The 25,383-nt window shown below is 71.9% G+C and carries 25 protein-coding genes; 10 read left to right on the top strand and 15 right to left on the bottom strand.

Translation table 11 applies throughout. The annotated features are described in order from the left end of the window. Position 1 precedes the first annotated feature (1 nt). Together ACWG52_RS13825 and ACWG52_RS13830 are read left to right on the top strand one after the other, a co-directional pair. Complete coding sequence (locus ACWG52_RS13825) at positions 2-1,918, top strand: fumarate reductase/succinate dehydrogenase flavoprotein subunit (RefSeq protein WP_389806073.1); 1,917 nt, start codon at positions 2-4, stop codon at positions 1,916-1,918. After that, positions 1,915-2,691: a succinate dehydrogenase/fumarate reductase iron-sulfur subunit gene (locus ACWG52_RS13830; protein WP_389806074.1), complete on the top strand. Its 777-nt coding sequence runs from the start codon at positions 1,915-1,917 to the stop codon at positions 2,689-2,691. Before ACWG52_RS13825 ends, ACWG52_RS13830 begins: the two co-directional genes overlap by 4 nt. Positions 2,692-2,776: 85 nt before the next feature. Here the strand turns inward: ACWG52_RS13830 and ACWG52_RS13835 are convergent, their stop codons facing one another. Further along, positions 2,777-3,016 (bottom strand): hypothetical protein, encoded by a 240-nt coding sequence (locus tag ACWG52_RS13835; protein WP_453128822.1) that lies wholly within the window; start codon positions 3,014-3,016, stop codon positions 2,777-2,779. A 117-nt stretch (positions 3,017-3,133) separates the two neighbouring features. On the opposite strand from ACWG52_RS13835, the gene ACWG52_RS13840 reads away from it, so the two are divergent. Further along, the gene (locus tag ACWG52_RS13840) at positions 3,134-5,221 is read left to right on the top strand and encodes a TPM domain-containing protein (protein ID WP_389806149.1); all 2,088 of its coding nucleotides are present in this window, start codon (positions 3,134-3,136) and stop codon (positions 5,219-5,221) included. A 38-nt stretch (positions 5,222-5,259) separates the two neighbouring features. Then, the gene (locus ACWG52_RS13845) at positions 5,260-5,979 is read left to right on the top strand and encodes a PspA/IM30 family protein (protein ID WP_389806078.1); all 720 of its coding nucleotides are present in this window, start codon (positions 5,260-5,262) and stop codon (positions 5,977-5,979) included. Between the two features lie 90 nt (positions 5,980-6,069). On the opposite strand, the gene ACWG52_RS13850 is transcribed toward ACWG52_RS13845, so the two are convergent. The 6 genes from ACWG52_RS13850 to ACWG52_RS13875 all read right to left on the bottom strand — a co-directional run bounded on the left by ACWG52_RS13850 (position 6,070) and on the right by ACWG52_RS13875 (position 12,644). Beyond that, positions 6,070-8,679 (bottom strand): SpoIIE family protein phosphatase, encoded by a 2,610-nt coding sequence (locus ACWG52_RS13850; protein WP_208869330.1) that lies wholly within the window; start codon positions 8,677-8,679, stop codon positions 6,070-6,072. Positions 8,680-8,887: 208 nt separating this feature from the next. Beyond that, positions 8,888-9,316, bottom strand: coding sequence for an ATP-binding protein (locus ACWG52_RS13855; protein ID WP_266353192.1), 429 nt, complete (start codon positions 9,314-9,316; stop codon positions 8,888-8,890). 154 nt (positions 9,317-9,470) lie between these two features. Then, a complete protein-coding gene (locus ACWG52_RS13860) occupies positions 9,471-9,881 on the bottom strand; it encodes a (deoxy)nucleoside triphosphate pyrophosphohydrolase (protein WP_373040898.1) in 411 nt (136 codons plus the stop codon). 39 nt (positions 9,882-9,920) lie between these two features. Further along, entirely contained in the window at positions 9,921-10,106 is a 186-nt protein-coding gene (locus ACWG52_RS13865; protein WP_030012541.1) for an SPOR domain-containing protein, read from the bottom strand. Between the two features lie 485 nt (positions 10,107-10,591). Beyond that, positions 10,592-11,344, bottom strand: coding sequence for a GntR family transcriptional regulator (locus ACWG52_RS13870; protein WP_033218471.1), 753 nt, complete (start codon positions 11,342-11,344; stop codon positions 10,592-10,594). Between the two features lie 136 nt (positions 11,345-11,480). Next, the gene (locus ACWG52_RS13875) at positions 11,481-12,644 is read right to left on the bottom strand and encodes a DUF4190 domain-containing protein (protein WP_453128826.1); all 1,164 of its coding nucleotides are present in this window, start codon (positions 12,642-12,644) and stop codon (positions 11,481-11,483) included. Positions 12,645-12,884: 240 nt separating this feature from the next. Here ACWG52_RS13875 and ACWG52_RS13880 point away from each other — a divergent pair, with 240 nt between their 5' ends. The 3 genes from ACWG52_RS13880 (at position 12,885) to ACWG52_RS13890 (ending at position 15,893) form a co-directional block, all read left to right on the top strand. Next, positions 12,885-13,979 (top strand): pyridoxal-phosphate dependent enzyme, encoded by a 1,095-nt coding sequence (locus ACWG52_RS13880; protein ID WP_390140589.1) that lies wholly within the window; start codon positions 12,885-12,887, stop codon positions 13,977-13,979. Positions 13,980-14,085: 106 nt separating this feature from the next. Then, positions 14,086-14,904, top strand: coding sequence for an isocitrate lyase/PEP mutase family protein (locus tag ACWG52_RS13885; protein ID WP_389806083.1), 819 nt, complete (start codon positions 14,086-14,088; stop codon positions 14,902-14,904). Between the two features lie 44 nt (positions 14,905-14,948). Then, a complete protein-coding gene (locus tag ACWG52_RS13890; protein ID WP_389806085.1) occupies positions 14,949-15,893 on the top strand; it encodes an EamA family transporter in 945 nt (314 codons plus the stop codon). A gap of 34 nt (positions 15,894-15,927) precedes the next feature. Here the strand turns inward: ACWG52_RS13890 and ACWG52_RS13895 are convergent, their stop codons facing one another. The 7 genes from ACWG52_RS13895 to ACWG52_RS13925 all read right to left on the bottom strand — a co-directional run bounded on the left by ACWG52_RS13895 (position 15,928) and on the right by ACWG52_RS13925 (position 22,379). Then, positions 15,928-16,719 (bottom strand): trypsin-like serine peptidase, encoded by a 792-nt coding sequence (locus ACWG52_RS13895; RefSeq protein WP_389806087.1) that lies wholly within the window; start codon positions 16,717-16,719, stop codon positions 15,928-15,930. Next, positions 16,716-17,729: an alpha/beta hydrolase gene (locus ACWG52_RS13900; RefSeq protein WP_389806089.1), complete on the bottom strand. Its 1,014-nt coding sequence runs from the start codon at positions 17,727-17,729 to the stop codon at positions 16,716-16,718. Before ACWG52_RS13900 ends, ACWG52_RS13895 begins: the two co-directional genes overlap by 4 nt. A 245-nt stretch (positions 17,730-17,974) precedes the next feature. Beyond that, positions 17,975-19,048 carry an alpha/beta hydrolase gene (locus ACWG52_RS13905; RefSeq protein WP_389806151.1) on the bottom strand — a complete coding sequence of 358 codons (1,074 nt, stop codon included), beginning with the start codon at positions 19,046-19,048 and terminating at the stop codon, positions 17,975-17,977. 469 nt (positions 19,049-19,517) lie between these two features. After that, a complete protein-coding gene (locus ACWG52_RS13910) occupies positions 19,518-20,093 on the bottom strand; it encodes a hypothetical protein (RefSeq protein ID WP_390166193.1) in 576 nt (191 codons plus the stop codon). Then, on the bottom strand, positions 20,090-20,470 hold the full coding sequence (locus ACWG52_RS13915; protein WP_389806092.1) for a PadR family transcriptional regulator: 381 nt from the start codon (positions 20,468-20,470) through the stop codon (positions 20,090-20,092). Before ACWG52_RS13915 ends, ACWG52_RS13910 begins: the two co-directional genes overlap by 4 nt. 21 nt (positions 20,471-20,491) lie before the next feature. Beyond that, positions 20,492-21,745 (bottom strand): MFS transporter, encoded by a 1,254-nt coding sequence (locus ACWG52_RS13920; protein ID WP_390166191.1) that lies wholly within the window; start codon positions 21,743-21,745, stop codon positions 20,492-20,494. Positions 21,746-22,232: 487 nt separating this feature from the next. Beyond that, positions 22,233-22,379 carry a hypothetical protein gene (locus ACWG52_RS13925; RefSeq protein ID WP_389806096.1) on the bottom strand — a complete coding sequence of 49 codons (147 nt, stop codon included), beginning with the start codon at positions 22,377-22,379 and terminating at the stop codon, positions 22,233-22,235. A gap of 334 nt (positions 22,380-22,713) precedes the next feature. Here ACWG52_RS13925 and ACWG52_RS13930 point away from each other — a divergent pair, with 334 nt between their 5' ends. The 3 genes from ACWG52_RS13930 to ACWG52_RS13940 all read left to right on the top strand — a co-directional run bounded on the left by ACWG52_RS13930 (position 22,714) and on the right by ACWG52_RS13940 (position 24,122). Further along, positions 22,714-23,328: an antibiotic biosynthesis monooxygenase gene (locus ACWG52_RS13930; protein ID WP_389806097.1), complete on the top strand. Its 615-nt coding sequence runs from the start codon at positions 22,714-22,716 to the stop codon at positions 23,326-23,328. Positions 23,329-23,596: 268 nt separating this feature from the next. Then, on the top strand, positions 23,597-23,866 hold the full coding sequence (locus tag ACWG52_RS13935) for a type II toxin-antitoxin system Phd/YefM family antitoxin (RefSeq protein WP_060180502.1): 270 nt from the start codon (positions 23,597-23,599) through the stop codon (positions 23,864-23,866). Then, positions 23,859-24,122, top strand: coding sequence for a type II toxin-antitoxin system RelE family toxin (locus ACWG52_RS13940; protein WP_030207783.1), 264 nt, complete (start codon positions 23,859-23,861; stop codon positions 24,120-24,122). Before ACWG52_RS13935 ends, ACWG52_RS13940 begins: the two co-directional genes overlap by 8 nt. A gap of 84 nt (positions 24,123-24,206) precedes the next feature. On the opposite strand, the gene ychF is transcribed toward ACWG52_RS13940, so the two are convergent. After that, positions 24,207-25,295, bottom strand: a complete 1,089-nt coding sequence (ychF, locus tag ACWG52_RS13945) for a redox-regulated ATPase YchF (RefSeq protein WP_030712027.1) — start codon at positions 25,293-25,295, stop codon at positions 24,207-24,209. Between the last annotated feature and the right edge of the window lie 88 nt (positions 25,296-25,383).

Raw genomic sequence — 25,383 nt, forward strand, 5'->3', positions numbered from 1 at the left:
CATGGCTCAAGTGGAACGGCAGCAGTGGGACGTGGTCGTGGTCGGCGCGGGCGGCGCCGGACTGCGCGCCGCGATCGAGGCCCGCGAGCGCGGCGCCCGTACGGCCGTGATCTGCAAGTCCCTGTTCGGCAAGGCCCATACGGTGATGGCGGAGGGCGGGATCGCCGCCTCGATGGGCAACGTCAACGAGGGCGACAACTGGCAGGTGCACTTCCGCGACACCATGCGCGGGGGCAAGTTCCTCAACCAGTGGCGGATGGCGGAGCTCCATGCCAAGGAGGCCCCGGACCGGGTCTGGGAGCTGGAGACCTGGGGCGCGCTCTTCGACCGCACGCCCGACGGGAAGATCTCCCAGCGCAACTTCGGCGGGCACGAGTATCCGCGCCTCGCGCACGTCGGCGACCGCACCGGCCTGGAGCTGATCCGCACCCTCCAGCAGAAGATCGTCCAGCTCCAGCAGGAGGACTTCAAGGAGTACGGGGACCACGAGGCCCGGCTCAAGGTCTTCCAGGAGTGCACGGTCACCCGGGTGTTGAAGGACCGCGGCGGTCCGACGGACGGAGCGAGGGTCTCGGGGACCTTCTGCTACGAGCGCGAGACCGGCCGCTTCTTCGTGCTGGAGGCCCCGGCGGTCGTCCTCGCCACGGGCGGGATCGGCAAGTCCTTCAAGACCACCTCCAACTCCTGGGAGTACACGGGCGACGGCCACGCGCTGGCCCTGCTCGCGGGCGCGCCCCTGCTCAACATGGAGTTCGTGCAGTTCCACCCGACCGGCATGGTCTGGCCGCCGTCGGTCAAGGGCATCCTCGTCACCGAGTCCGTACGCGGTGACGGCGGGGTGCTGCGCAACTCCGAGGGCAAGCGGTTCATGTTCGACTACGTCCCCGACGTCTTCAAGGAGAAGTACGCCGAGTCGGAGGCGGAGGGCGACCGCTGGTACGAGGATCCGGACAACAACCGGCGCCCGCCCGAGCTTCTGCCGCGCGACGAGGTGGCGCGGGCGATCAACTCCGAGGTGAAGGCGGGCCGCGGCTCACCGCACGGCGGGGTCTTCCTCGACGTGTCCACCCGGATGCCGGCCGAGCGGATCAAACGGCGGCTCCCGTCGATGTACCACCAGTTCAAGGAGCTGGCGGACGTGGACATCACGGCGGAGCCGATGGAGGTGGGCCCGACCTGCCACTACGTGATGGGCGGGATCGCGGTGGACTCGGAGTCCGCCGCCACCGTCGGGGTGCCGGGGCTGTTCGCGGCCGGGGAGGTCGCGGGCGGGATGCACGGCTCGAACCGGCTCGGCGGGAACTCGCTCTCCGACCTGCTGGTCTTCGGGCGGCGGGCGGGACTGCACGCGGCCGGGTACGCCACGTCGGTGCCGCGTCCGAGCGTCGCCCAGGCGGAGATCGACGCGGCGGCGGACGAGGCGCTGGCCCCCTTCCACGCCGCCGAGGGCGCGGAGAACCCGTACACGCTCCACCAGGAACTGCAGACGACCATGAACGACCTGGTCGGGATCATCCGGCGCGAGGGCGAGATGGCCGAGGCCCTGGAGAAGCTCGCGACCCTGCGCGTACGGGCCTCCCGGGCCGGCGTCGAGGGGCACCGGCAGTTCAACCCGGGCTGGCACCTCGCGCTGGACCTGCGGAACATGCTGCTGGTCAGCGAGTGCGTGGCCCGAGCGGCCCTGGAGCGCACCGAGAGCCGGGGCGGGCACACCCGCGAGGACTGCCCGTCGATGGAGCGCGCCTGGCGCCCGGTGAACCTGCTGTGCAGGCCGGTGGATCCGGCGCCGAAGGACCCGGCGGCCGACCGGATCACCCTGGTCCGCACCCGCACGGAGCCCATCCGCCCCGACCTGCTCGCGCTCTTCGAGAAGGAAGAGCTGGCCAAGTACCTCGCCGAAGAGGAGCTGTACGGATGAGTACGTACGACGCGAGCTTCCGGATCTGGCGGGGCGACGCGGAGGGCGGGGAACTGCGGGACTTCACCGTCGAGGTGCACGACGGGGAGGTGGTCCTGGACATCGTCCACCGGCTCCAGGCCACCCAGGCCTCGGACCTGGCGGTGCGCTGGAACTGCAAGGCCGGCAAGTGCGGCTCGTGCAGTGCGGAGGTCAACGGCCGGCCGCGGTTGATGTGCATGACGCGCATGTCGACCTTCGAGCGGTCCGAGACGATCACGGTCACCCCGCTGCGCGCCTTCCCGGTCGTCCGCGACCTGGTGACGGACGTGTCCTTCAACTACGCCAAGGCGCGGGAGGTGCCGGCCTTCGTTCCGCCGGAGGGGGTGGCGCCGGGCGAGTACCGGATGCAGCAGGTCGACGTGGAGCGCTCGCAGGAGTTCCGCAAGTGCATCGAGTGCTTCCTGTGCCAGGACACCTGCCATGTGGTGCGTGACCACGAGGAGAACAAGGGTGCCTTCGCCGGTCCGCGGTTCCTGATGCGGGTGGCGGAGCTGGACATGCACCCGCTGGACGCGGCGGCGGAGGCGGGCCTGGACCGCAAGCGCACCGCGCAGGAGGAGCACGGGCTCGGCTACTGCAACATCACCAAGTGCTGTACGGAGGTCTGCCCGGAGGGCATCAAGATCACCGACAACGCGCTGATCCCGCTGAAGGAGCGGGCGGTGGACCGTAAGTACGACCCCCTGGTCTGGCTGGGGAACAAGATCGGACGCCGGTCGGCCAGGCCCTAGGGCCCGTCCTTCGGGTCGGGCCGTCCTGCCGTCCGCGCCCCCGGCGATCGTGCCGCCGGGGGCGCGGGTGGCCGGGCCGGCGGGGTCAGCGTCCGGAGTGGTCGATGACGTTGCCGTTGGAGCAGTTGTTCGCGTGGAGCCCCACCCAGTCACCGAGGACCGGGACCACGGCCACCTCTTGGAGGCAGACGGCGGCCGCCGTGAAGTTCCAGTTGTTGGCCGCGTTCACCCCGCCGCCGAAATTGCTGTCGTTGTCGGCGTGGGCGGGCGTGGCGAGGGCGAGCGCGGCCACGGTGAGCGCGGCGGCCGAAACGATCTTCTTCATGGGCTGCCAACGAGCCGTCGGCGGGCCGGTCACGGACGATGACTCCGAATGCGGGGCCGCGAAAGCCCCCATACCCTCCCAATTGTGATTCCGCCGAGAAGCAGGCCGCGCCGCAGGATGTTCGTACGGGCCGGGCTCGCCCTGGCGGCCGGACTGCTCGCGGTCGGCGGCTGGAGCGCGGCCGGGGCGGCGCCCGCGTGGGCCGAGGATCCCGTCACCCTGTCCCAGCAGGGGCAGATCACCGACCGCGTGGGGGCGCTGGGCGACCGGCAGGCGTCCGTCACCGCGGCGCTCGACAAGCTGTACGCCGACCGGAGGATCCAGCTCTTCGTCGCCTACGTACGGGACTTCTCCGGGCGCTCCCCCCAGAGCTGGGCCGACGCCACCGCCCAGCGCAACGGCCTCGGCCAGAACGACGTCCTGCTGGCCGTGGCGACCGGGGCCCGCCAGTACGCCTATTCGGCCGATGTCGACTCCGGTTTCACCGAGCAACAACTGGCCGACGTCGCGCGGACCGCCATCGAGCCCGCCCTGAGGCAGAACGACTGGGCGGGTGCCGCCATCGGCGCGGCCAACGGCTACAACGCCGTCCTCGGCGGTCAGCCGATCCCCGCGCCCACCATCACCCCCGGACCGGCGAATCCCGGCGGCAAGGCGGACGGCGAGAGCGGGGCCGGGGACTTCGTGCTCCCGGTGGTCGCCGTCGGCGCGGCCGGGGCGCTCGCGGCGTACACGTACACCCGCCGCAAGCGCAAGGACGCCGCCGGTGGCGGGCGCGGTACGACGACCGGGCCGGGCTGGCCCGAAGGGGCGCCGGACCGGCTCCCGCTCCCGGAGCTGGACTCCCGGGCCAAGGCCCTGCTGGTGGAGACCGACGACGCGGTCCGCACGAGCACCGAGGAACTCGGTTTCGCCTCCGCCCAGTTCGGCGAAGAGGCGGCCCGCCCCTTCGTCGCGGCCGTGGAGTACGCCAAGAACGAGCTGACGCACGCCTTCCGGCTGCGTCAGCAGCTCGACGACGCCTACCCGGAGGACGACGCGACCCGGCGTCGGATGCTCGACGAGATCGTCGCCCGGTGCGCCGAGGCGAACCGGCGGCTGGACGCCGAGTCGGCGGACTTCGACCGGCTGCGGGACCTGGAGAAGAACGCCCCGCAGGCGTTGGCGAGCGTGGAACAGGAGTATCTGGAGCTGACGGGGCGCGCGAGCACCGCCGAGGCGACCCTGACCGCGCTGACCCGGCGGTACGCGGACTCGGCGTCCGCGCCCGTGGCCTCCAACGCCGAACAGGCCAAGGACCGGCTGCTGTTCGCGGCGACCAACCTGGGCCTGGCCCACGCGGCCCTCGACGCGGGCGAGAAGGGCCCGGGGGCCGTGCACGTACGGGCCGCCGAGGGCGCGGTGGACCAGGCGGCGACCCTGGTGGACGCGGTCGAGCGGCGGGCGCAGGAGCTGGCGGAGGCGGCCGGGAAGCTGCCGGGCGCGCTGACCGAGACGGACACCGACCTCGCGGACGCGCGCGGGCTGCTCACCGGAACGGCGGAGGGCACCTCGACGGCGGACCTGCGCGGACGGATCGGCCGGGCCGAGGCCGTACTGGCCGACGTACGGCGGGAGGAGGCGGCCGGCCGGTACGACCCGATCGACGCCCTGCGCCGGATCGAGGAGGCCGACGCGGCCCTCGACGAGGCCCTGGCCGGGGCGCGGGAGCGGGAGTCGGGACGGCAGCGTGCGGTGGCCCTGCTCGACCAGGCCATGCTCGCGGCGCGCAGCGCGATCGGCGCGGCGACGGACTACATCACCACCACCCGGGGTGCGGTGGGCAGCCAGGCCCGGACCCGGCTGGCGGAGGCGGGCCGGCACCTGGAACGGGCGGTGGCCCTGACCGAGGCCGACCCGGCGGGGGCGCTCGCGGAGACCCAGCGCGCGGACGCGCTGGCACGGGAGGCGCAGCAGCTGGCGGAGCAGGACGTCCGCGCGTACCAGGACCCGTACGCGGGCCGGCGGCACGGCGGCGGCCAGGGCGGTGCCGTACTGGGCGGGATCATCCTCGGCGAGATCCTGCGGGGCGGCCGGGGCGGCGGGGGCTTCGGCGGCGGCTTCGGGGGCGGGGGCGGAGGTTTCGGCGGCGGGGGCGGCAGCGGTCCCGGCTCCTTCGGCGGCGGCGGAACCCGTGGCCGCATGGGCGGCGGCGGCCGCTTCTGAACTGCACACACATCGGCCCTGACCAGGAGAGACCCACCATGAGCAAGCAGACCATCCTCGGCCGTGTCACCCAGCTCGCCAAGGCCAACATCAACGCGCTGCTGGACCAGGCGGAGGACCCGCAGAAGATGCTGGACCAGCTGATCCGGGACTACACGAACAACATCTCGGAGGCGGAACAGGCGGTCGCGACGACGATCGGCAACCTGCGGATGATGGAGGCGGACCACACGGAGGACGTGGACGCGGCCGCCGAGTGGGGCGGCAAGGCCCTGGCGGCGAGCAGGAAGGCGGACGAGCTGCGGGCGGCGGGCTCGGCGGCGGACGCCGACACGTTCGACAACCTCGCGAAGGTGGCACTGGGCCGGCAGATCCAGTCCGAGAAGGAGGCGAAGACGGCGGAGCCGACGATCGCCGCGCAGACGGAGGTCGTCGACAAGCTCAGGTCGGGTCTGGACGCGATGCGGAACAAGCTGACGGAGCTGCAGGGCAAGCGCGACGAGCTGGTGGCCCGGGCCAGGACGGCCCAGGCCCAGAACACCATGCTGGACGCGGTGAAGAACATCGACGTCATGGACCCGACGAGCGACCTGGCCCGCTTCGAGGAGAAGGTGCGGCGGGAGGAGGCGATGGCGCTCGGCAAGCAGGAACTGGCGGCATCCTCCCTGGACGCCCAGTTCGAGGCCCTGGACGACCTCGGCAAGTCCTCGGAGATCGAGGCCCGCCTCGCCGCCCTGAAGTCCGGCAAGGCCGCCTAGGCGGCCCAGGGCCCCGGGTCGCGAGGCCGCCCGGCCGGGGCAGGGGCCGACACGTGCTGTCGGCCCCTGCCCCGGCCGGGCGGGAGGTGATCAGCCGTACATGCTCAGGAGCTGCTCCGCCGAGAGTTCGGCGACGGCCTCCGACGCCGCTCCGGGCAGCGGGAGTTCGAACCAGACCGTCTTGCCGCGGTGGGTGCGGCGCGTGCCCCAGCCCGCCGACAGCAGGCCGACCAACTGGAGGCCGCGGCCGCCCTCGTCGGTGTCGCGGGCGCGGCGGCGGCGGGGCTGGACCAGGTTCGCGTCCCAGACCTCGCAGACCAGCGTGCGGTCCAGCAGGAGGCGCAGCCGGATCTCGCCCTCCCCGTACCGCAGGGCGTTGGTGACCAGCTCACTGACCAGGAGTTCGGTCGTGTCCAGCAGGCCCTCCAGGCCCCAGGCCGGGAGCTTGGCCCGGGCCAGTTCCCGGGCTCGGCCCACCGAGCGCGCCTCGCGCGGCAGTTGCCAGTCGCCGACCGCGTCCACCGGCAGGCCCTGCACCCGGGCCATGAGCAGGGCGATGTCGTCCTCGCCGTGCCGGGTGTCGAGGGTGTTCAGCACGTGGTCGCAGACGTCCTCCAGCGGCCGGACCGGATCCGCGAGGGCCGCGCGCAGTCCGCGCAGCCCCTCCTCCAGGGGATGGTCGCGGGATTCCACGAGCCCGTCCGTGTAGAGCGCCAGCAGAGCCCCCTCCGGCAGGTCGACCTCGACCTCCTCGAAGGGTTCGCCGCCCACGCCCAGCGGCATCCCGGGCGGTACCTCCAGGAGCAGTGCGGGCCGCGGGACGCCCGCCTCGTCCGGGGGTTCGACCAGCACGGGCGGCATGTGGCCCGCGTTGGCGATGGTGCAGCGCCGCGTCACCGGGTCGTAGACCGCGTAGACGCAGGTGGCGAGGTACACCTCGGAGCGGTCCGCGTCCCGCGAGTGCAGGGCCGCCCGGGAGGCCTGCTGGGAACCGCCGGGGGCGCCGAGGCCCCGGGCGATCTCGTCGAGCGCGGTCAGCACCTCCGCCGGTTCGAGGTCCAGCAGCGCGAGTGTGCGTACGGCGGTGCGCAGTTCGCCCATGGCGACGGCGGCCCGTAGGCCACGGCCCATGACGTCGCCGACGACCAGCGCGGTGCGGTGCCCGGGCAGCTCGATGACGTCGAACCAGTCGCCGCCGACCTCGGTGGCCGCGTTGCCGGGCAGGTACCGGCAGGCGATGTCGAGGCCGGCCGCCTCCGGGTCGCCGGGGGGCAGCAGGCTGCGTTGCAGGATCAGCGCCCGCTCGTGCTCGCGGCGGTAGAGCCGTGCGTTGTCGATGCACACGGCGGCCCGTGCGGCCAGTTCCACGGCCACCGCCCGGTCCCGTTCGCCGAAGGGTTCGCTGCCCTTGGTGCGGGAGAACTGGGCGAGTCCGACGACCGTGTCGTGGGCGACCATCGGCACGACCAGCGTGGACTGGACGAGGTCCTCCGGTCCGCCGCCCTCGATCAGCCGGGTCCGTGCCGTACGCAGGGCCAGCGCGCCCGGCGAGGCGGCCGGGTAGCGGTGGATGTCGCCCACGGAGACCGGCGCGCCGGCGCCCGTCAGAGGGGCGTCCGAGACGGCGGAGGCGAAAGCCACCCGGCGCAGGGCGGCCGAGGGCGTCCGGGCCGGGCCTTGGCCGGGCAGGCTGGGCACGCCCGGGCCCTGGGGTCGGGCGGGTCGGTCGTCGTCGCCGAGGAGCAGCCCCTGGTAGAGGTCGACGGCGGCCAGGTCGCAGAAGCCGGGGACGGTGACGTCGAGGAGTTCGCGTGCGGTGGTCTCCAGGTCGAGGGAGTTCCCGATGCGGTGCCCGGCCTCGTTGAGGAGGGCGAGGTTGCGCCGGACCCCGGCGGCCTCGCGGGCGGCGAGGTGGCGGCGGGTGACGTCGGTGCCGATGCCGGCGACGCCGATGGGGCGGCCGCTGCCGCCGTGTACGCGGTAGAGGTTGATGGACCAGTGGCGGTTCTCCCGGCTGCCGGGCGTGGCCCCCGTGATCCGCAGGTCGGTGACCGAGTCGCCGGTGTCCAGCACCCGGCGCAGGGCTTCGGACATCCGGTCGGCCTCGTGCGCGGGCAGGTAGTCGTGCACGGTCCGGCCGCGGTGCTCCTCGGCGGCGCCTCCGAAGACGGTGGCGAAGCGGCGGTTGGCCCGCTGCACGGTGAGGTCCGTACCGAAGAGCAGGAAGCCGAAGGGAGATTGGCCGAATATCGCTTGTGAGGCCGCCAGGTCGGATTCGATCCGGCGCAGCGCGCGTACGTCGACGACGACACACAGCGCGGCCCGTTCGGCGGTCTCCGTCTGGGTGGGCATCACATAGATCTCGGCCACGCCGTGCGCGCCGTTCCCGCCCGGGATCCGGAAGGGGATCAGGCCGGTCCACTCCTTGCCGTCGAGGATCTCGGCGACCTTGCGGTGCGCGTCGGGACGCAGCTCGGGCGGCATGAAGGCGTCGACCGGGTCGCGTCCCACGGCCTGGGAGGCGCTCAGCCCGAACAGTTCCTCGGCGCGCAGGCTCCACTGGTCGATGAACCCGTCGGGTCCGATCGAGAAGGAGGCGACCTTTATGTAGTCATATATCGAGCCAGGCGGACTGCTGTGCCACAGGGCGTCGTGCCATGTCTCTCGCGGCACGTCGGTCTGATGTGCCTGCGCAGGTATCTCGCTCACGCGACCGTCCCCTCCAGCTCACCGCAACCGGACCGGCCATGACCGAAGTATTCAGCACCACGGCCCCGGACGGCACGGCGTTCACGATCACAGCACGGTCTCGATGATTTCGAGCCATGTCGCGCGATCTCCTCCAAGATCTTCCCCCGACTGTCGTCGGGATGCGTTCCCCAGAGGTCACACGCCACCGTTCACCTTGTTACTCACCAGGAAGAGCCAACTCGAACCACACAGTCTTGCCCGATTTCCCGTGCCGGGTCCCCCAGCGCTGCGAGGAGACGGCGACCAGGTGCAGGCCACGGCCCCCCTCGTCGTCGTGGTTCGCGACCCGCTCACGTGGCGGATCCGGAAGCGGATCGGAAACCTCCACGAGCAGGGCGGGGCCGGCCGCGGGGCTGTCGGCGGCCGGATTGCGCCGTTCCAGGCGGACGCCGATGGGGCCGGAGGCGTACCGCAGGGAATTGGTGACGAGCTCGCTGACCAGCAGGACGGTCACATCACCGACGGCTTCCAGGCCCCAGTCGTGCAAGGTGCCTCGGACGGCGTGGCGGGCGGTACGGACGGCACCGGGCTCGGCGGGGAAAGCCCACTCGGCGCACTCACCGTCTGTGTCGATCACGCCGATCACTTCCCGGGCCAGCAGCGACCCCAGTCCGGTTCGTCGGGGACGAAAGGGGGACGAGATAGGGATTAATAGCGACATACCCGATATTCGGGGCGTCGTACCACTCGATCCCCCACCCACCGGCGCACTGTGGCGCAGACGGCCTAGACCGGGAGCGTCACGCGCCCCCGTCGCCGTCCTGGCGCAGCCGGCGCCCGGCCTCGGCGACCGCGGGCCGGTCCTGGTCCAGCCAGTCCACCGACTCCAGCTCCTCCGGCCCGAGCCAGCGCAGCTCGTCGTGGTCCTCCAACGGGGCGGGCACTCCGGACAGCAGCCGGGCCGTCCACACGTGCAGGACGAGGCCGGGCCGCAGCGGCCACTCCCCCGGGATCCGCTCCAGCGGCTCGGCCTCGACGCCGAGCTCCTCGCGCAGTTCGCGCACCAGCGCGTCGGGGACGGACTCGCCCGGTTCGGCCTTGCCGCCCGGCAGCTCCCAGCGTCCGGCGAGTTCGGGCGGTGCGCTGCGGCGGGCGGCCAGCAGGCGCCCCTCATGACAAAGGGCTCCGCCCACGACCACTCGTACCGTCATGGGCGGAGCCTATGTCAGCGTCGCGGGGCGCTGCGACGCTCAGTTCATCGTGGCGGTCTGACCGATCCGCTCGACCCAGTAGAGCTGCTTGTGTCCTCGGTCCTCGAGGCTGTCGGCGACCTTCTGGGCCTCGGCCCGGGTGGCGTACCTGCCCACCCGGTAGCGGTTGCCGTTGTCGTCCTCGCGTATGACCAGCCACGGAAGCAGGGCACCGCTGTCGTTCATTGCGTTTCACCCTCCGCCGACGTACGTGTCCGGGAAACCGCATTGCGCATATGCCCGAGCTTACGCCCGACCTTTACGGAGCGGATACGGTTTTTCACGAAGAGATACCTCACAGGCGTACGCATCCGGCCATGCGTACGAGTGGGCCGTGCGCGCCGGTTCGAACGGGGCGCACCGGCGGCCGGAGCGGGATCGCCGCGCCACCGGGCGAGAGGCATCCGCGCAGGTGGCGCGGGGGAAGCGGCGGGGCATCCGGAGCGGTCCCGGCCGCGGCGCACGGGAAGGGGGTCCCGGCATCCGGACCGAACGGTCCGAGGACGCCCGGGGCCGCGAGGGCGCGGGCGACCACCATCGCGCCGAAACCCGCCGGGTCGCCGGTGCCCGGTCGGGCGTGCGTGAACCCCCGGGCGGCGCCAGGGGGTTGATGTCGCGCAGAAGGGAACGGAGGGGAACGGAGGGGAACGGAGGGGAGCAGAAGGAGGCGGCTACCTCACCGGGAGGTGGTACGCCAGGCGGTAGCGGTCCGCCGGGACCACCACGTCGGCGGTCTCCACGGCCCGGCCGGAGGCGTAGTAGGTGCGGCCGATCACCAGCACCACATGCCCCGGCACCCCACCGAGGAGCAGGATCTCCTCCGCCAGACCGGGCCGTGCGCCGACCTCCTCGACGACGTTGTCCACGACGACGTCGATCGCGGCCATCCGGTCGACCACCCCGGAGCCGCCCAGCGGTCCTTCCTCGGGCAGCATCACGGGGGTCCGGCCGGTCACGGACAGCGGCTCCCAGGAGGTCGACAGCATCATCGCCTCCCCCGCGTCGCGGAAGACGTACCGCGTCCGCATCACGCGCTCGCCCGGTTCGATGCCGAGCCGCTTCGCGATCTCGGCGGGCGCGGCCGCCTGCTCGCTGCTCGACTCCCATGTGCCGCGCGCGCCCGCGTCGGCCTGTTCCTGGCGGAACGGCGTCGAGGCGCCGCCCGTGCGGTAGCCGGCGCGCGCCACCCGCCGCGGGACCGGCTGTTCCCGTACGTACGTGCCGGATCCGGACCGGCCCTCGACCAGACCCTCCGCCATGAGGACCTTGCGCGCCTCCAGGGCCACGGTGTCGGAGACCCCGTACTCCTCGCGGATGCGTGCCTGAGAGGGAAGCCGGGCGTGCGGGGGCAGAGAACCGTCGACGATCTTCCGTCGCAGATCCCCGGCCACGCGCAGATAGGCCGGCTGCTCACCGAAAGTCACTGGCCACTCCCATCAGGTTGACAGACAGCTACACCCTGGCAACCGACGGTTGAAGACCGCAAGCAAGGGCCAGAGTTTCACTCGAAGTGATGAAGCCAGGTCCTCAAACCCGTGACCCTGCGTCACCCCGAAGTCGTCACACCGACTCGGACGAGGGCCCCCCGTCCTCCAGGTCGTACCCGTCCTCCATGTCGTCCTCGATCTCCTGCAGCCACTGCGGAATCACCGTCGAAAGCCCGTACGCACCGCGCAGCGCCTGTGCCGTCTCCAAGGACATGGCGAGCTCCGCCCCGCGCCACAGCCGGTTGAAATCCTCCGGCGTCCTGGCCTGCGACGCGCGCTGCCACTGCGCGCGCGCCGCCTCGATCTCCTTCAGCTGCGCCGCCACGGCCTTCTCCGTCCCCGGCCGGGCCGCGTCCCCCTGGAGGAGCTTCGCCTCGGCACCCAGCGCCGTGTTCACCTCACGTGCCCACGCCTGGTACTCCTCCAGCACGTCCTCCACGTCGCTGTCGGGAGGTCGGCTCATGACGAACTCGACGGAGTTGGCGGCCTGCAGGAAGGCCGCCTGCTCGGGCCTGAGCATCGGCGCGTCCTTGCGCAGGCTGCCCCGCCACTCCTCCTCGGTCGTCCCGATCACGCAGACCAGCGTCCGGTTCCCCTGGCGCCAGGACGCGCGGGAGGGCGCGTAGTAGAACATCTCCGCGTACTCGGGCAGTGCCCACGTGTCCATCGCGTACGCGTCCTGGGCCTTCCAGCACGTGTCCTCGGCCGCGCGGTCGGCCGCCCGGGACTCGGGGTCGTCCGGCACCTCCAGCACCTGGGCGGCGGTGACCTCGCCGTGGTGCACCCGTGCGCAGTCGATCCGGTACGTCACGGGCCGCTCGTCGATCAGGTCCCCGCCGGGAACGTTGAAGCAGTCGCCCGCCCGCAGGTCGTCGAGGTCCGTGAGCTCGCCCTCGACGTCGCTGTACTCGCGCAGCGAGTCGAACCGCTCGTCGACGGAGTTCAGGAGCCGCTGGCCGGCGAACACCAACGCGCCGGTCATCAGCACGGACACCACCAGGCCCACGATCGCCAGGATCTTGCCCCGGTCGCCCCGCTTCGCGATCTGCACGAGGGCCGCGATGCCGAAGGCCACGCCCAGCGGCGGGAAGCACAGCAGCCCGGACAACAGCGAGGCGAGTGCGAATCCGTTGAGCGCTGGCGGCTGCTGTCCGTAACCGGGCGGCGGGGCCCACCACAGGGGCGGCGGGGGCCCGGAGGGGCCCGATCCGGGAGGAGGACTCGGCGGGTTGCTCACGGGGGTGGACTCCATCGCAGGGCGGCATCGCGGGGCGCCGCGCCGCAGCGGGCGCGAACGAATGCGCGAAATAGTACGCAGCTCAGGCGCCCGGCGGATCGGTCGCCCCCGCCGTCACGCACAGCCCGGTCGGCGCCCACCGCTCCCGCGCCCCGGTGCGTGACAGCACCCCGCCGACGATCATCGACGCGTAACATCCGTGCCGTACACCGGCCATGACCGAGCGAAGGTGTTCCACCCATGACGCACGCACTCCCCGGCTACATCTGTTCCGAGGACGGCACCCGCGCGGACGTCCGGACCGCCCCGTGGGCGTGCCCGGTCTGCGGCGGACCGTGGGACCTCGATTTCACCCCGGACCCGACCGCGGCCCTGGACCCGGCCGCGGGGCCGAACTCGCTGTGGCGGTACGGGTCCGTGCTGCCGCTGCCCGGGGCGTTCTCCGTGTCGCTGGCCGAGGGGCACACGCCACTGATCCCGCTGGCGGAGCGGATCCACGCCAAACTCGACTTCCTGATGCCCTCGCTGTCCTTCAAGGACCGGGGCGCGGTGATGCTCGTGGAGCTCGCCCGGCGGCTCGCGCCGCAGCGGGTCGTGGCGGACAGCAGCGGCAACGCCGGTACGGCGGTGGCCGCGTACTGCGCGCGCGCCGGGCTCGACTGCGAGATCTACGTCCCCGAGGGCACGTCGGAGAAGAAGACGGCCCGGATGCGGGCCCACGGCGCCGTCGTCCGGGTGGTCCCCGGCGGCCGGGAGGACGCCGCGCAGGCCGCCCGGGCGGCGGCGGACGCACCCGGCGTCTTCTACGCGAGCCACGTGTTCAACCCGTACTTCCTGCACGGGACCAAGACGTACGTGTACGAGGTGTGGGAGGAGTTGGGCGGCCGGCTCCCGGAGGCGCTGGTGGTCCCCGTGGGCAACGGCACCCTGCTGCTCGGGGCCGCCCTGGCCGTGGAGGAGCTGGCCCGGCGCGGGGTCCGGCCGCCGGCCCTGATCGCGGTCCAGGCGGAGGCGGTGGCCCCGCTGGCGCGGGCCTTCGCGGCGGGCGCGGAGGAGGCCGCTCCGGTGGAACAGCGGCCGACCCTGGCCGAGGGGATCGCGATCCCGGCGCCGCCGCGCGCCCGCCAGATCCTGGCGGCGGTCCGCAAGTCCGGCGGCACCGTCCTGACCGTCCCGGACGACCGGCTGCGCGAGGCCCAGCGGGACCTGGCCCGCCGCGGCCTGTCCGTGGAGGCGACGGCCGCCGCCTGCTGGGCCGCGGTGGGCCCCGCGGCTCCCGGGGATCCCTTGCAGGGCCGCACCGCCGTGCTCCCCCTGTGCGGCGCGGGGAAGTAGAGGGCGGCCCACCTGCGCCCCGCGCCGGCGTCCGCGCCCCGCACCGCCCCACGTCCATGTCGGAATTCCGCGAGCCCGGACGCGCCCGGTCTGATGAACTGGCCCCATGACCACCCATGTTGATCTCGCCGCCCGGGCCAAGGCGTTCACGGCCCTGCACACCCCGGCCGCCCCGCTCGCCCTCGCCAACGCCTGGGACGTGGCAAGCGCCCGCATCGTCGAAGCCGCCGGCGCCCCCGCCGTCGCCACCACCAGCGCCGGCGTGGCCTGGTCCCTCGGGTCCCCCGACGGCGACGCGCTCGCGCGGGACCGGGCCCTCGACCTCGTCGCCCGCGTGGTCGACGCCGTCTCCGTGCCCGTCACCGCCGACATCGAGGGCGGCTTCGGCGCCGACCCGGCCGCCGTGGGCGAGACCGTCACCGGGGTCCTCGCCGCCGGGGCGGTCGGCATCAACATCGAGGACGGCCACCGCGACCCCGCCGAGCAGGTCGAGCGCCTGGCCGCGGCCCGCGCCGCGGCCGACGCCGCCGGGGTCCCGCTCTACATCAACGCCCGCGTCGACACCTACCTCCGGGGCTTCGGCGAGGACGCCACCCGCCTGGACGACACCCTGGCCCGCGCCGCCGCGTACCTGCGGGCCGGAGCCACCGGCGTCTTCGTGCCGGGCGTCCTGGACCCGACCACCGTCGCCGAGCTGGCCAAGGGCATCGACGCGCCCCTCAACATCCTGCTCGGCCCGGACGCCCCGACCGTGGCCGCCTTCGGCGCCCTCGGCGTCTCCCGCGTCAGCCTCGGCTCCTGGGTGGCCGAAGCCGCGTACGCCCTGGTGCGCCGCGCCACCGAGGAGCTGCTCTCGGAGGGCACCTACGGGGCGCTCGCGCACTCCCTGCCCTACGGCGAGCTGAACGACCTGCTCAAGGGCTGAGAAATCCGGAAGCGTGCATGGGCCAACGACCTTAGGATCCGGGCATGAGCACCTCAACTCCGGTCGACGGCAAGGCCGCCGGGTCCGCCACCGGCCCGCTCGGCGGGATCTCGGGGGCGGTCTGGGCCGCCCTCGCCCTCGTCTACGTGGTCTGGGGCTCGACCTACCTCGGCATCCGGATCGTCGTCGAGACCATGCCGCCCTTCCTCTCCGCCGGAGCCCGGTTCATCACCGCCGGTCTGCTGCTGGCCGGGGTCGTCGCCTGCCGGTACGGCACGGCCGCGCTGCGGGCCACCCGCGCGCAGGTCGGCTCGTCGGTCCTGGTCGGCCTGCTGCTGATCCTCGGCGGGAACGGCGGTGTGGTCCTCGCCGAGACCTCGGTGCCCTCGGGCCTCGCCGCGCTGCTGGTCGCGGCGGTGCCGATGTGGGTGGTGGTGCTCCGGGCGAGCACCGGGGACCGGCCGCCGCGGCGCACCCTGATCGGGGTGCTGGTGGGTCTCGCCGGGCTCGCGGTGCTGACCAGTCCCGGGCTCAGCGGCGCGGTGCGGCTGTCGGGGGTGCTGCTGGTCGTGGCGGCCTCGGTCCTGTGGTCGCTGGGATCGTTCACGGCGCCCCGGCTGTCGCTGCCGGCCAACCCCTTCACGGGCAGCGCCTACCAGATGTTCGCGGGCGGGATCGCCGCCGTGGTCGTCGGCCTGCTGCGCGGCGAGCACCGCGGTCTGGACCCGGCGGCGTTCTCCACCGCCTCCTGGGTGGCTCTGGGCTATCTGACGGTCGTCGGCTCGCTGGTCGGCTTCACGGCGTACGTGTGGCTGCTCCAGGCCGCTCCGCTGTCGCTGGTGTCCACGTACGCGTACGTCAATCCGGTGGTGGCCGTGGCGCTCGGCACGCTGATCCTCGACGAGGCGCTGACCTGGCCGATCGTGGTCGGCGGTGCGATCGTCGTCGCGGCGGTGGGTGTGATCGTCGGTACCGAGCGGAAGAAGTAGCGGAAGAGGACGCGGCGGCGGCGCGGGTGCGCGCTCAGCCCCGCGCGGCCTGTTCGTACAGGGCTTTGGCGTGCTCGTCGAAGAGCGCGGCCGTGGAGTCCACGTCCGTGTCGCCGCCGCTCAGCACCCCGATCAGGTGCCCGGCCCGGTCCGGGCCGCCCCGGTCGGCGATCCAGGGGCTGCCGCTGGTCCCCGTCCAGAACCCGGCGCAGCTCATGTAGAGCATGTCGGGGTCGTCCTCGTCGTGGTGGGTCTGGGTGGTGCAGGAGACGGGCTTGTTCTCGGGGTTGTGCTCGGACTCCGGGTAGCCGACGACGGTCACGTCCCGCTCGTACCCCGAGGTCCACTCGGGCTTCGGTGCCTCGGCGCCGCCACCGACCGCGTCCTGGACGCTGCGCCCGTCCTCGTCCGGCTCGATGGTGAGGAAGGCGAAATCGGCGGTGTCCTCGCCCCATTTCGTCCAGCGGTCGTCCACGTGGATCGACCTGACCTTCCACACGCCCAGCGGCTGGGTGCCGGCGCCCTCGCCGGAGAAGGCCGGGGCGAAGGAGAGCTCGCCGATGGCCAGGCCGTCGTGGGCCACCTCGCCCGGTTGTCCGTCCTCGCCCGCGGGGGCCACGCAGTGGGCTGCGGTGGCGACGACGTTGCCCTCGGGGCTGTCGACGACGCTCGCCGTGCACCAGTGCTCGCCGCCCGCCATGAGGACGCCGACGGTGGGGAAGGGGAGCACCGGCCGCTCGCCGGGCACCTTGAGGAACGCGACGGCGAACACCGCCACGATCCCCGCCGCGGCGGCCGCCGACGCCCCCTTCACCACCGTGCTCATCGCACGACGGGAGCGGGTGTCGGTGCCTTCATCACCTTGCTGATCCACTCCAGGGAGCCCTCCCTCATACCGCGCACGTACGACTTCCCGTTGTGCTCACCATCCTGGATCACCTGGAGCGAAGTGTGCACGGGGCCCTTGCCGAAGTCGTTCATGAACTTCTCCGCCTTGTCGCGACCGCTCTCCTTGGTGCCGATCTGGAAGTTGATGTAGACGTCCGGTCCGCCCGCGGCGATCAGCCGCGCGGCGAGCTTCTCCGGGTTGTCGGCGTCCATGGCCTGCTGGTTCCCCTGCCACAGCGGGGAGTCGGGGACGATGTCGACCCCGCTCGCGATGGCCGCCTTGAACCGGTCGGGGTGCTTGAGGACGTGCTTGAAGGCACCGAACCCGCCCGCGGAGGAGCCCATGAAGGCCCAGCCGTCGCGGGACGTGAAGGTCCGGAAATTGGCCTTCGTGAAATCCGGGATGTCTTCGACCATCCAGGTGCCCATCTTGGGCCGGCCGGGGATGTCCGAGGCGTCGAAGTGGTGCTTGGTGTCGGCGTTGTGCACCGGCATGATCAGGATGAAGGGCAGGCTGGTGCCGGCCTTGGCCCCGTCGCTCACGGCCTGCTGGAGGCCGAGGCCGGGACCCGTACCCCAGTAGTTGGTGGGGTAGCCGCGGCCGCCGGGCAGGGAGATCAGGACCGGGAAGCCGCTCTTGGCGTACCTCGGGTCGTCGTACTCCTTGGGTACCCACACCCACACGTCACCCGTGAAGCCGGACTTCTTGCCGGTGAGGGTGGTGCGGCCGATCTGGGTGCCGTCCGGCAGCCGGGAGGTGCGGACGAACGAGGCCTTCGGCCCGGTCGGCATCTGCACCTCCGGCGGCACGTCGGCGACCGCTCCGGCCTTCTCCTGGACCTTGCCGAAGGCGACCGGATCCCCTATGTCCGAGAAGAGGCCGTACCGGTACGCCGCCGTTCCGGCCCCGACGAGGGTGAGCGCGAGCCCACCGCTGATCAGAATCATGCGCAGTCGATGGGGGCGACGGCCGCCCTCGGTCACAGGGCCGCCGTCGCCTTGCTGGTCTTGCTGCACGGTTGTTGTCCCGTTCCTTCTCCGGCGCCCACGCGGGGCGCGGGTCGGACCGATCGGTCCCCCTTACACCCTTTACAGAGGTATGAACGACGGGATGGGTTGCCTGGGACGGGAGTGACGTGGCGAGCGCCACGCGGGCGGCCGGGACGGGCCGCCTGGAGGGGCCTCCGGGCCGGTCAGCCGACCTCGGGCTTCGGCCCCTTCAGGACCTTGCTGACCCACTCCAGGGAGCCTTCCTTCATGCCCCGGACGTAGTGCCAGCCGTTGTGCTCACCGTTCTGGATGTCGCGGATGGTCGTCTTGACCGGTCCCTTGCCGTACTGCTGCTGGAACTTCGTCATCCGGTCCTTCCCGCTCTCCTTGGTGCCGATCTGGAAGTTGATGTAGACCTCGGGACCCTTGGAGTCGATCAGCTTCTGGGCGAGCTTCTCCGGGTTGTTCGCGTCCATCTCCGCCTGGTGGCCCTTCCACAGCGGGGAGTCCGGAACGATCTCGCCGCCGCTGGCGATCACGGCCTTGAACCGGTCCGGGTGCTGCAGAACGGTCTTCATGCCGACGAAGGCGCCGGAGGAGGAGCCCATGAAGGCCCAGCCGTCACGGGACTTGTAGGTACGGAAGTTGGCCTTGACGAAGTCCGGGACGTCCTCGGCGATCCACGTGCCCATCTTGGCCTGGCCGGGGATGTCGGAGCCGTCGTAGTAGTACTTGGCGTCCGGGTTGAGCACCGGCATGATCACGACGAACGGCAGGCTGGTGCCGGCCTTGACGCCGTCGCTGACGGCCTTCTGCAGGCCGAGGCTGCGGTCGGCCCAGTAGTTGTCCGGGAAGCCGTTGCCGCCGGGGAGCGCGATGAGGACCGGGAAGCCGCTCTTCGCGTACTTCGGGTCGTCGTACTCCTTGGGCGCCCACACCCATACGTCGCCCTCGAAGCCGGACTTCGCGCCGGCGAGGCGGGTCTTGGCGATGATCGTGCCGTCGTCGAGCTTGGTGGTCTGCTTGAAGCCCGATCTGGGACCGGTCGGCAGAGCCACGTCCGGGTCACCGGAGGGGGTGGCGGCGGTCGCCGGGGCGCTCGGGTCCGCCTTGCCGGTGGCCGGGGGCGGGGTGTTCTTCCCGAAGCTCACCTCCTCGCCGTTGCCGGAGAACAGGTCGAGCTTCCAGGAGGCGAACCCGCCGCCGCCGAGCAGCAGCGCGAGGGCGACGCCCGCGCCGATCCACACGCGGCGCCGGGAGCGCTTCGGCTCCGGTATCCGGGCGGCGGCGGACCGCTCGCCGTCGGGCTGCCGGTAGGGGTACTGCGGCGGGCCCGGGTCCCCGGGGAAGTCCTGGTGGCCCTGGTACTGCTCCTGGGGCGGGTACCCCTGGTACGACGGCTGCTCATCAGGCCGCGGGCGCTGCGGGTACTGGTGCACGGACTTCGCTCCGAACGGTCATGACTGCCCCCCGAGGGCAGAACGGCTGTACTTCCCCTGGAGGCGATCCGGCCCGACCGACAGGACACCCCCTGGTTCTGATGTACGAAACCGTCACGTAGTTCCACGAGCGAGCGAAGTCACGCCGGGCGCCCCCGACCGGCCGGCCGCCTCGGCGCTGGGCGTCGAGCACCTCCGCGCACCGCCCGAGCAGCTGGATCAGCAGCTCCCGTTCCTCGCCGGTGAACGCGGCGGCGAGCGCCGACGCCGGCACGGACGGCCGTGTCGCACCTGTTTGGCGCTGCGGTCAACAGCCTTCCGTCGGGCCGATCTTGGCGTTCCGGCGGGCCCGCATGTCGACGTAGATGTACGGCAGTCCGGGCAGCAGCAGGAGCGGCGCGATCCACAGCGGGAGCGTGAACAGCACCTTCTCGCCGGCCAGCCACTTCACGAGGATCAGCACGGGCAGACCGACGACGAGGGAGAGCAGCCACTGGTGGCGCATGCGCAGGGTGCCCCGGCGCAGCTCCCAGGCGACGGTGACCGCGCCGATGGCCGTCCAGAAGGCGAGGTGGTCGGCCCGTACGTCCAGCGCGGTGGTCCGGCGGATCAGGAACGTGAGGAGCGGAAGCATTCCGAGGATGAAGCAGGCCATGGCCGTCGTGCGCAGGGCCCGGTGGGTGAAGGGGGCGCGTTCGCGCGCCCAGGCCGCGGCGAAGGCCCGTACGTCCGGGCCGACGACGTCCTGCGCGGTGCGCCCGGCGGCCTCCGCGTCCTCCAGGTGCGCGGAGAGCTCGTCGAGCATCTCCCGCATGTCCGCCTCGGCGACGCCGCGGTACCCCCAGTTGCTGCGGCAGGCCGCGAGTATCTGCTCGTTCGTCATGGTGTGTCTTCCCCCGTGGATGGCGTACCGGCGCGCAGGATCCGATCGACGGGCCCGACGAAGGACTGCCAGCCGGCCCGCCCCGCGGTCAGCTCGGCACGCCCGGCCTCGGTCGGTCGGTAGTACTTGCGCGGGGCGCCGCCGCTGGGGGACGGGGCACGGTAGGAGGAGATGAGCCCCGCCCGTTCCATCCGCGCGAGCAGCGGATAGATGCTGCCGTCACTGACGAGGTCGAGCCCACCCTCGGCGAGCGCCTGGGCGAACTCGAAGCCGTATCTGGGTCGTTCGGCGATCAGGGACAGGAGGCAGAGGTCGAGCACTCCGCGCAGGAGCTGGCTGCGCCGTTGGTCGGCGGTCGCGGTCGGCTCCATTGTCATGCGGTACAAGATAGTCACCTACTACCTTGCGCCGCAAGACAGTTGCGTCTCGCGCGGCAGCAGCAGCGGGGTGGCCAGGAGGAGGACTCCGGCGGCCGCGATCGCGGTGCGGGGGCCGGTGACGACGGCCAGCACGCCCCACCCGGCGGTCAGGACCGCGATGGTGATGCTGCTGCTGATCGCCCAGGCGGCCTGGGTGCGGGCGAGCCGGTCGGGGTCGACACGGGTGAGCCGGTAGGTGGCGAGCACCGGGTTGAACAGGCCGCAGCAGGCCACCAGACCGAACTGCACGGCGATGACGAGCGCCATCCCGGGGACGCCGGGCGGGACGAACGCCAGCCCGAGCGGCCAGCACGCGCGCAGCGCTCCGGCGGTGCGGAGCACCCGGTGCCGCCCGTACCGGGCCACGAACCGGGGTGCGAGGCGTGAGCCGACGAGGCCGCCGACACAGGGGAGCGCGAAGACGAGACCGTACTGCCACGGCGCGAACCCGAGACCGCGCAGCAGGAGCAGCGCGAGCAGCGGCTCGGAGGCCATGATCAGGCCGTTGACGACGATCGCGTTGAGGAACAGCGGGCGCAGCACGGGGTGGCGAAGGATGTGGCGCCACCCTTCGAGCAGATCGCCCGCGCGCAGCCGCGGCGCCCCGGCCACCCGTACCGGCTTCGGTTCCGTGCCGCCGACGGACCGGATGCCCAGCGCCGAGAGCAGGTAGCCGACCGCGTCGGCGACCACGGTCACCACCGGGCCGAACATCCCGATCAGAGCCCCGCCGAGCGGTGGTCCGACCATGGTCGCGGTCCATGTGGTCGATTCGAACCGGCTGTTCGCGACGAGCAGGTCGGCGGCCGGCACGAGCGTCTTCAGATACGCGCCGGCGGCCGCCTTGAAGGCGATGTCGGCCACGGCGACGACCACCGACACGAGCAGGAGCTGGGCGAAGCCGAGCCACCCGAACGCGAACGCGACGGGGACGCTGATCAGCGCGGCGAACCGGGTCAGGTCCGCCCCCACCATGACCGGCCGCTTGCGGCGCGGCTCCACCCAGGGACCGAGCGGCACCGCCAGTACGGCCCCCAGCACCCGCCCCGCCGCGGCCAGCGCCGCCACCTGGGCCGGCCCGGAGTCCAGTACGAGGATCGCCATCAGAGGGAAGGCGCCGAACCCGAGCGAGGTGCCGAACGCGCTGACGGCGTACGCGGCCCACAGCCGCCCGAAGCGTCGCCCGAGCCCCCGCGCCGGGCGCTCACCGCATTCCGCGGCCGCCTCCGTCAAGGCCGCCCCGAGCCCGCGGCCTCGTACGGCCCTGCACCCCGGGCGACCGCCTCCCGCTGCCTGTGCCCCATCCGGCCCCGGCCCCTCTCTCCGTGTCCCCGCATACTGCCACCGCGACCCCGGTGGCAGCGCCGCGAGGACCGGACCCCGACCGGGTCGATCCCGCGCCGACCTGCGCGTTCACGGGTGCGGCGGTCGGCTCGCCCCATGACCGGCCCCTGCCGAGTCCGCCGAACAGAAGCCCATCCGGCACGGTGACGACGAAGGGGTCGGACTCGACAGAGTCCGACCCCTTCTGAGCTGCGCGTTCGACTCAACACGCTAACGTGAAGTAGGCGAGCGACTACACGTTGAAGCGGAATGTCTGCGGGCCGATCCTGACCTGCGGCGGAGCCGCACGCGTCGCCCTGACCAGGCATTTCCCCGTTGGTGTGCGTTGGGTCCCGACGGTCGCTTACGGGTGTCCTGCGGACTGTCTGCGGACTGGCTACGGGGTCTCGACGGAGTCGAGGTGCCTGCGCAGTTCCGCGGCCATGTCTTCGTCGCCGCCCTCGGCCGGCAGCGGCCACGGGTCCTGCTCGCCGTTCGCCACAGCGAGGCTGCTCGCGAACCGGACGAGGTGAGGTGCAGGCACGGAAGGAGTCCCGGAGCCACCGCGCAACGTGGGCTCGGAAATGTCTCCACCAGAGCCCTCTCCAGGGACTCTGCCGTAGCGCGCCAGACTCAGCACCGTGAAGCGTCGCGGTCTCCTCGCCCCGCTGGACCGCGCACCGGCGCCCTTCAGGCGGGCCGAACGGCTGATGGATGATCAGATGCCCCAGCGCCATCCCAGCACGGGAAACAGCAGGGGCCAACAGCTTCCCTCTTCACCTGAATGCCCCTGCCGCGTTGCCCCCCATCCGCCCCGGTCATCGCATGGAGAGGGAGCACGAGCCCGCGCGGGGCCACCGGAAGGCAGGAAGGGCGCTATGTACGTTCGCAGCATCTATGCAACGGGTGATCCGGCCGAGCTCGACGGGGTCGCCGAGGCGCTCCGGACCGACGGGCGTGCGCTGCTGTCGGCGCAACCGGGCTTTCGCGGGATGGGGCTGTTCGCCGACCGCGAGCTCGGCAAGCTCCTGGTGGGATCGTGGTGGGAGGACGAGGCCTCCCGACAGGCCAGCTACGAGAACCTGAGCAAGCGGCGGGCCGAGATGATGGCGCCCTTCGCGCAGACCGTGACGGTCGACAACTGGGAAGCGGCGGTCGCCCGGCGCGCAGAGGAACTCGCGCCGGGCGCGGGGTTCCGGCTGGTCCACATGGACGTCGAGCCGGCCGACATCGACCTGCTGGTGGACACGTTCCGCGACACCTCACTGCCCAGGGTCCAGAAGGTTCCCGGACTGGCCGGCATCTCCCTGCTCATCGATCGCGACCGCGGCAGAGCCGCCGTCGGCGCGCTCTACGCCGACCGCGACGCACTCGTGGCATCCCGTGGCGCCGTCGCGGCGGTCCGCGGAGAGGCCACGGCGAAGGCTCGCGCAACCATCCGCAGCCTCGAGGAATTCGAGGTGGTCCTCGCCACGGCGGTACCCCACGCCTGACCCTGCCTCCGGTTCCGCGATCGCGAGTCAGCACCAAGTCGCCATGAGCATGCAGAAGGGGTCGAACTCGACGAGTCCGGCCCCTTCTGACGTGCATGCTTGCGAAATTAGTCCATCGGCCGGGGGCGTGGCTCGTACGCGGGGGCCCCTGCACGCCGCAGGGCCGCGGGATCTCGTCCCCGGAATCAGCCACCCAATCGGCGGCTCATCCCAACGGGTGCACGCAACCCACGTTGTGTACACATGGCACACTCGGTACCCTTGAGGCATGACTCAGCCGCTGCCCATAGAGTCCATCCGCGACGTACGCGCTCACTTGGCCGAAGTCGTCGAACGGGCCGACCGCGACGACGTGCCCACTGTCATCACCCGCCGCGGCAAGCAGGTCGCCGCCGTGGTGTCGATCGAGGTGCTGCGCAAGTACCAGGAGTGGGAAGAGCGCGAGATCAACCGCATCATCGACGAGCGCATGGCGAGCCCGGCCGCCGGCGTCCCGATCGAGGACGTGATGAGGGAGACACTGGCACGCAGTGAGTGACTACCGCACGGTGTTCCGGCCCGAGGCCCAGGCCGAGCTGCGCAAGATCCCGCGTGACATGGCGCTTCGCATCCTGGCCAAACTGACAGAGCTGGAGAGCGACCCCTTCGGCTTCAACACCACGGCACTCGTATCCCAGCCTGAGCGCCGCCGCCTCCGGGTCGGCGACTACCGTGTCGTGTACACGATCGACAACGGGGAGCTGGTGGTGTGGGTCGTACACGTCGGACACCGCTCCACGGTCTACGACACGTAGCTGCTCCAAGTTCTGCGGACTGCTGCGGACAGCAGAAGGGCCTGACCTGCATCCTCGCAGGTCAGGCCGCATCTGGATACGCGATCAGACGTTGAAGCGGAACTCGACCACGTCGCCGTCCTGCATGACGTAGTCCTTGCCCTCCATGCGGGCCTTGCCCTTGGCGCGGGCTTCGGCGACCGAGCCGCAGGCGACCAGGTCCGCGAAGGAGATGACCTCGGCCTTGATGAAGCCGCGCTGGAAGTCCGTGTGGATCACGCCGGCCGCCTCGGGGGCCGTGGCGCCCTTCTTGATGGTCCAGGCGCGGGTTTCCTTCGGGCCGGCCGTCAGGTAGGTCTGCAGGCCCAGGGTGTCGAAGCCGACGCGGCCGAGGGTGGCGAGGCCCGGCTCCTCCTGGCCGACCGACTGGAGGAGCTCAAGGGCCTCCTCGTCGTCCAGCTCGGAGAGGTCCTGCTCCAGCTTGGCGTTCAGGAAGATCGCCTCGGCCGGGGCGACCAGCGCCGACTGCTCCGCCTTGAAGGCGTCGTCCGTCAGCTCGTCCTCGTCCACGTTGAAGACGTAGAGGAAGGGCTTCGTGGTGAGCAGGTGGAGCTCGTGGAGCAGGTCGCCCTGCTCCGTGCCCTTGGTGATGCCCTTGGAGAAGAGGGTGTCGCCCGCTTCGAGGATCTTCTTGGCCTCGACGACGGCCGCGAGGACCGCGACCTTCTCCTTCTGGAGGCGGGACTCCTTCGTCAGGCGCGGCTCGGCCTTCTCGATGGACTGCAGGTCGGCGAGGATCAGCTCGGTGTTGATCGTCTCGATGTCGTCCTTCGGCGAGACCTTGCCGTCGACGTGGACGACGTTCTCGTCCTTGAAGGCGCGGATGACCTGGCAGATGGCGTCCGACTCGCGGATGTTCGCCAGGAACTTGTTGCCCAGGCCCTCACCCTCCGAGGCGCCGCGCACGATGCCCGCGATGTCGACGAAGTCGACGGTCGCCGGCAGGACGCGCTGCGATCCGAAGATGCCCGCGAGGACGGCCAGGCGCGGGTCCGGGACGCCGACGACGCCGACGTTCGGCTCGATCGTGGCGAACGGGTAGTTGGCCGCCAGCACGTCGTTCTTGGTCAGGGCGTTGAAAAGGGTCGACTTGCCGACATTCGGCAGGCCGACGATTCCGATCGTGAGCGACACGTTGGCGACTTCCCGTAGCTGGAGGGGGCGGCGGCCCAGGAGTGGGCCACCGGACAGTTTACTTTCCGATGAGTGGCGGTGGATGTAC

It is taken from the genome of Streptomyces sp. CLCI03, assembly GCF_053615355.1.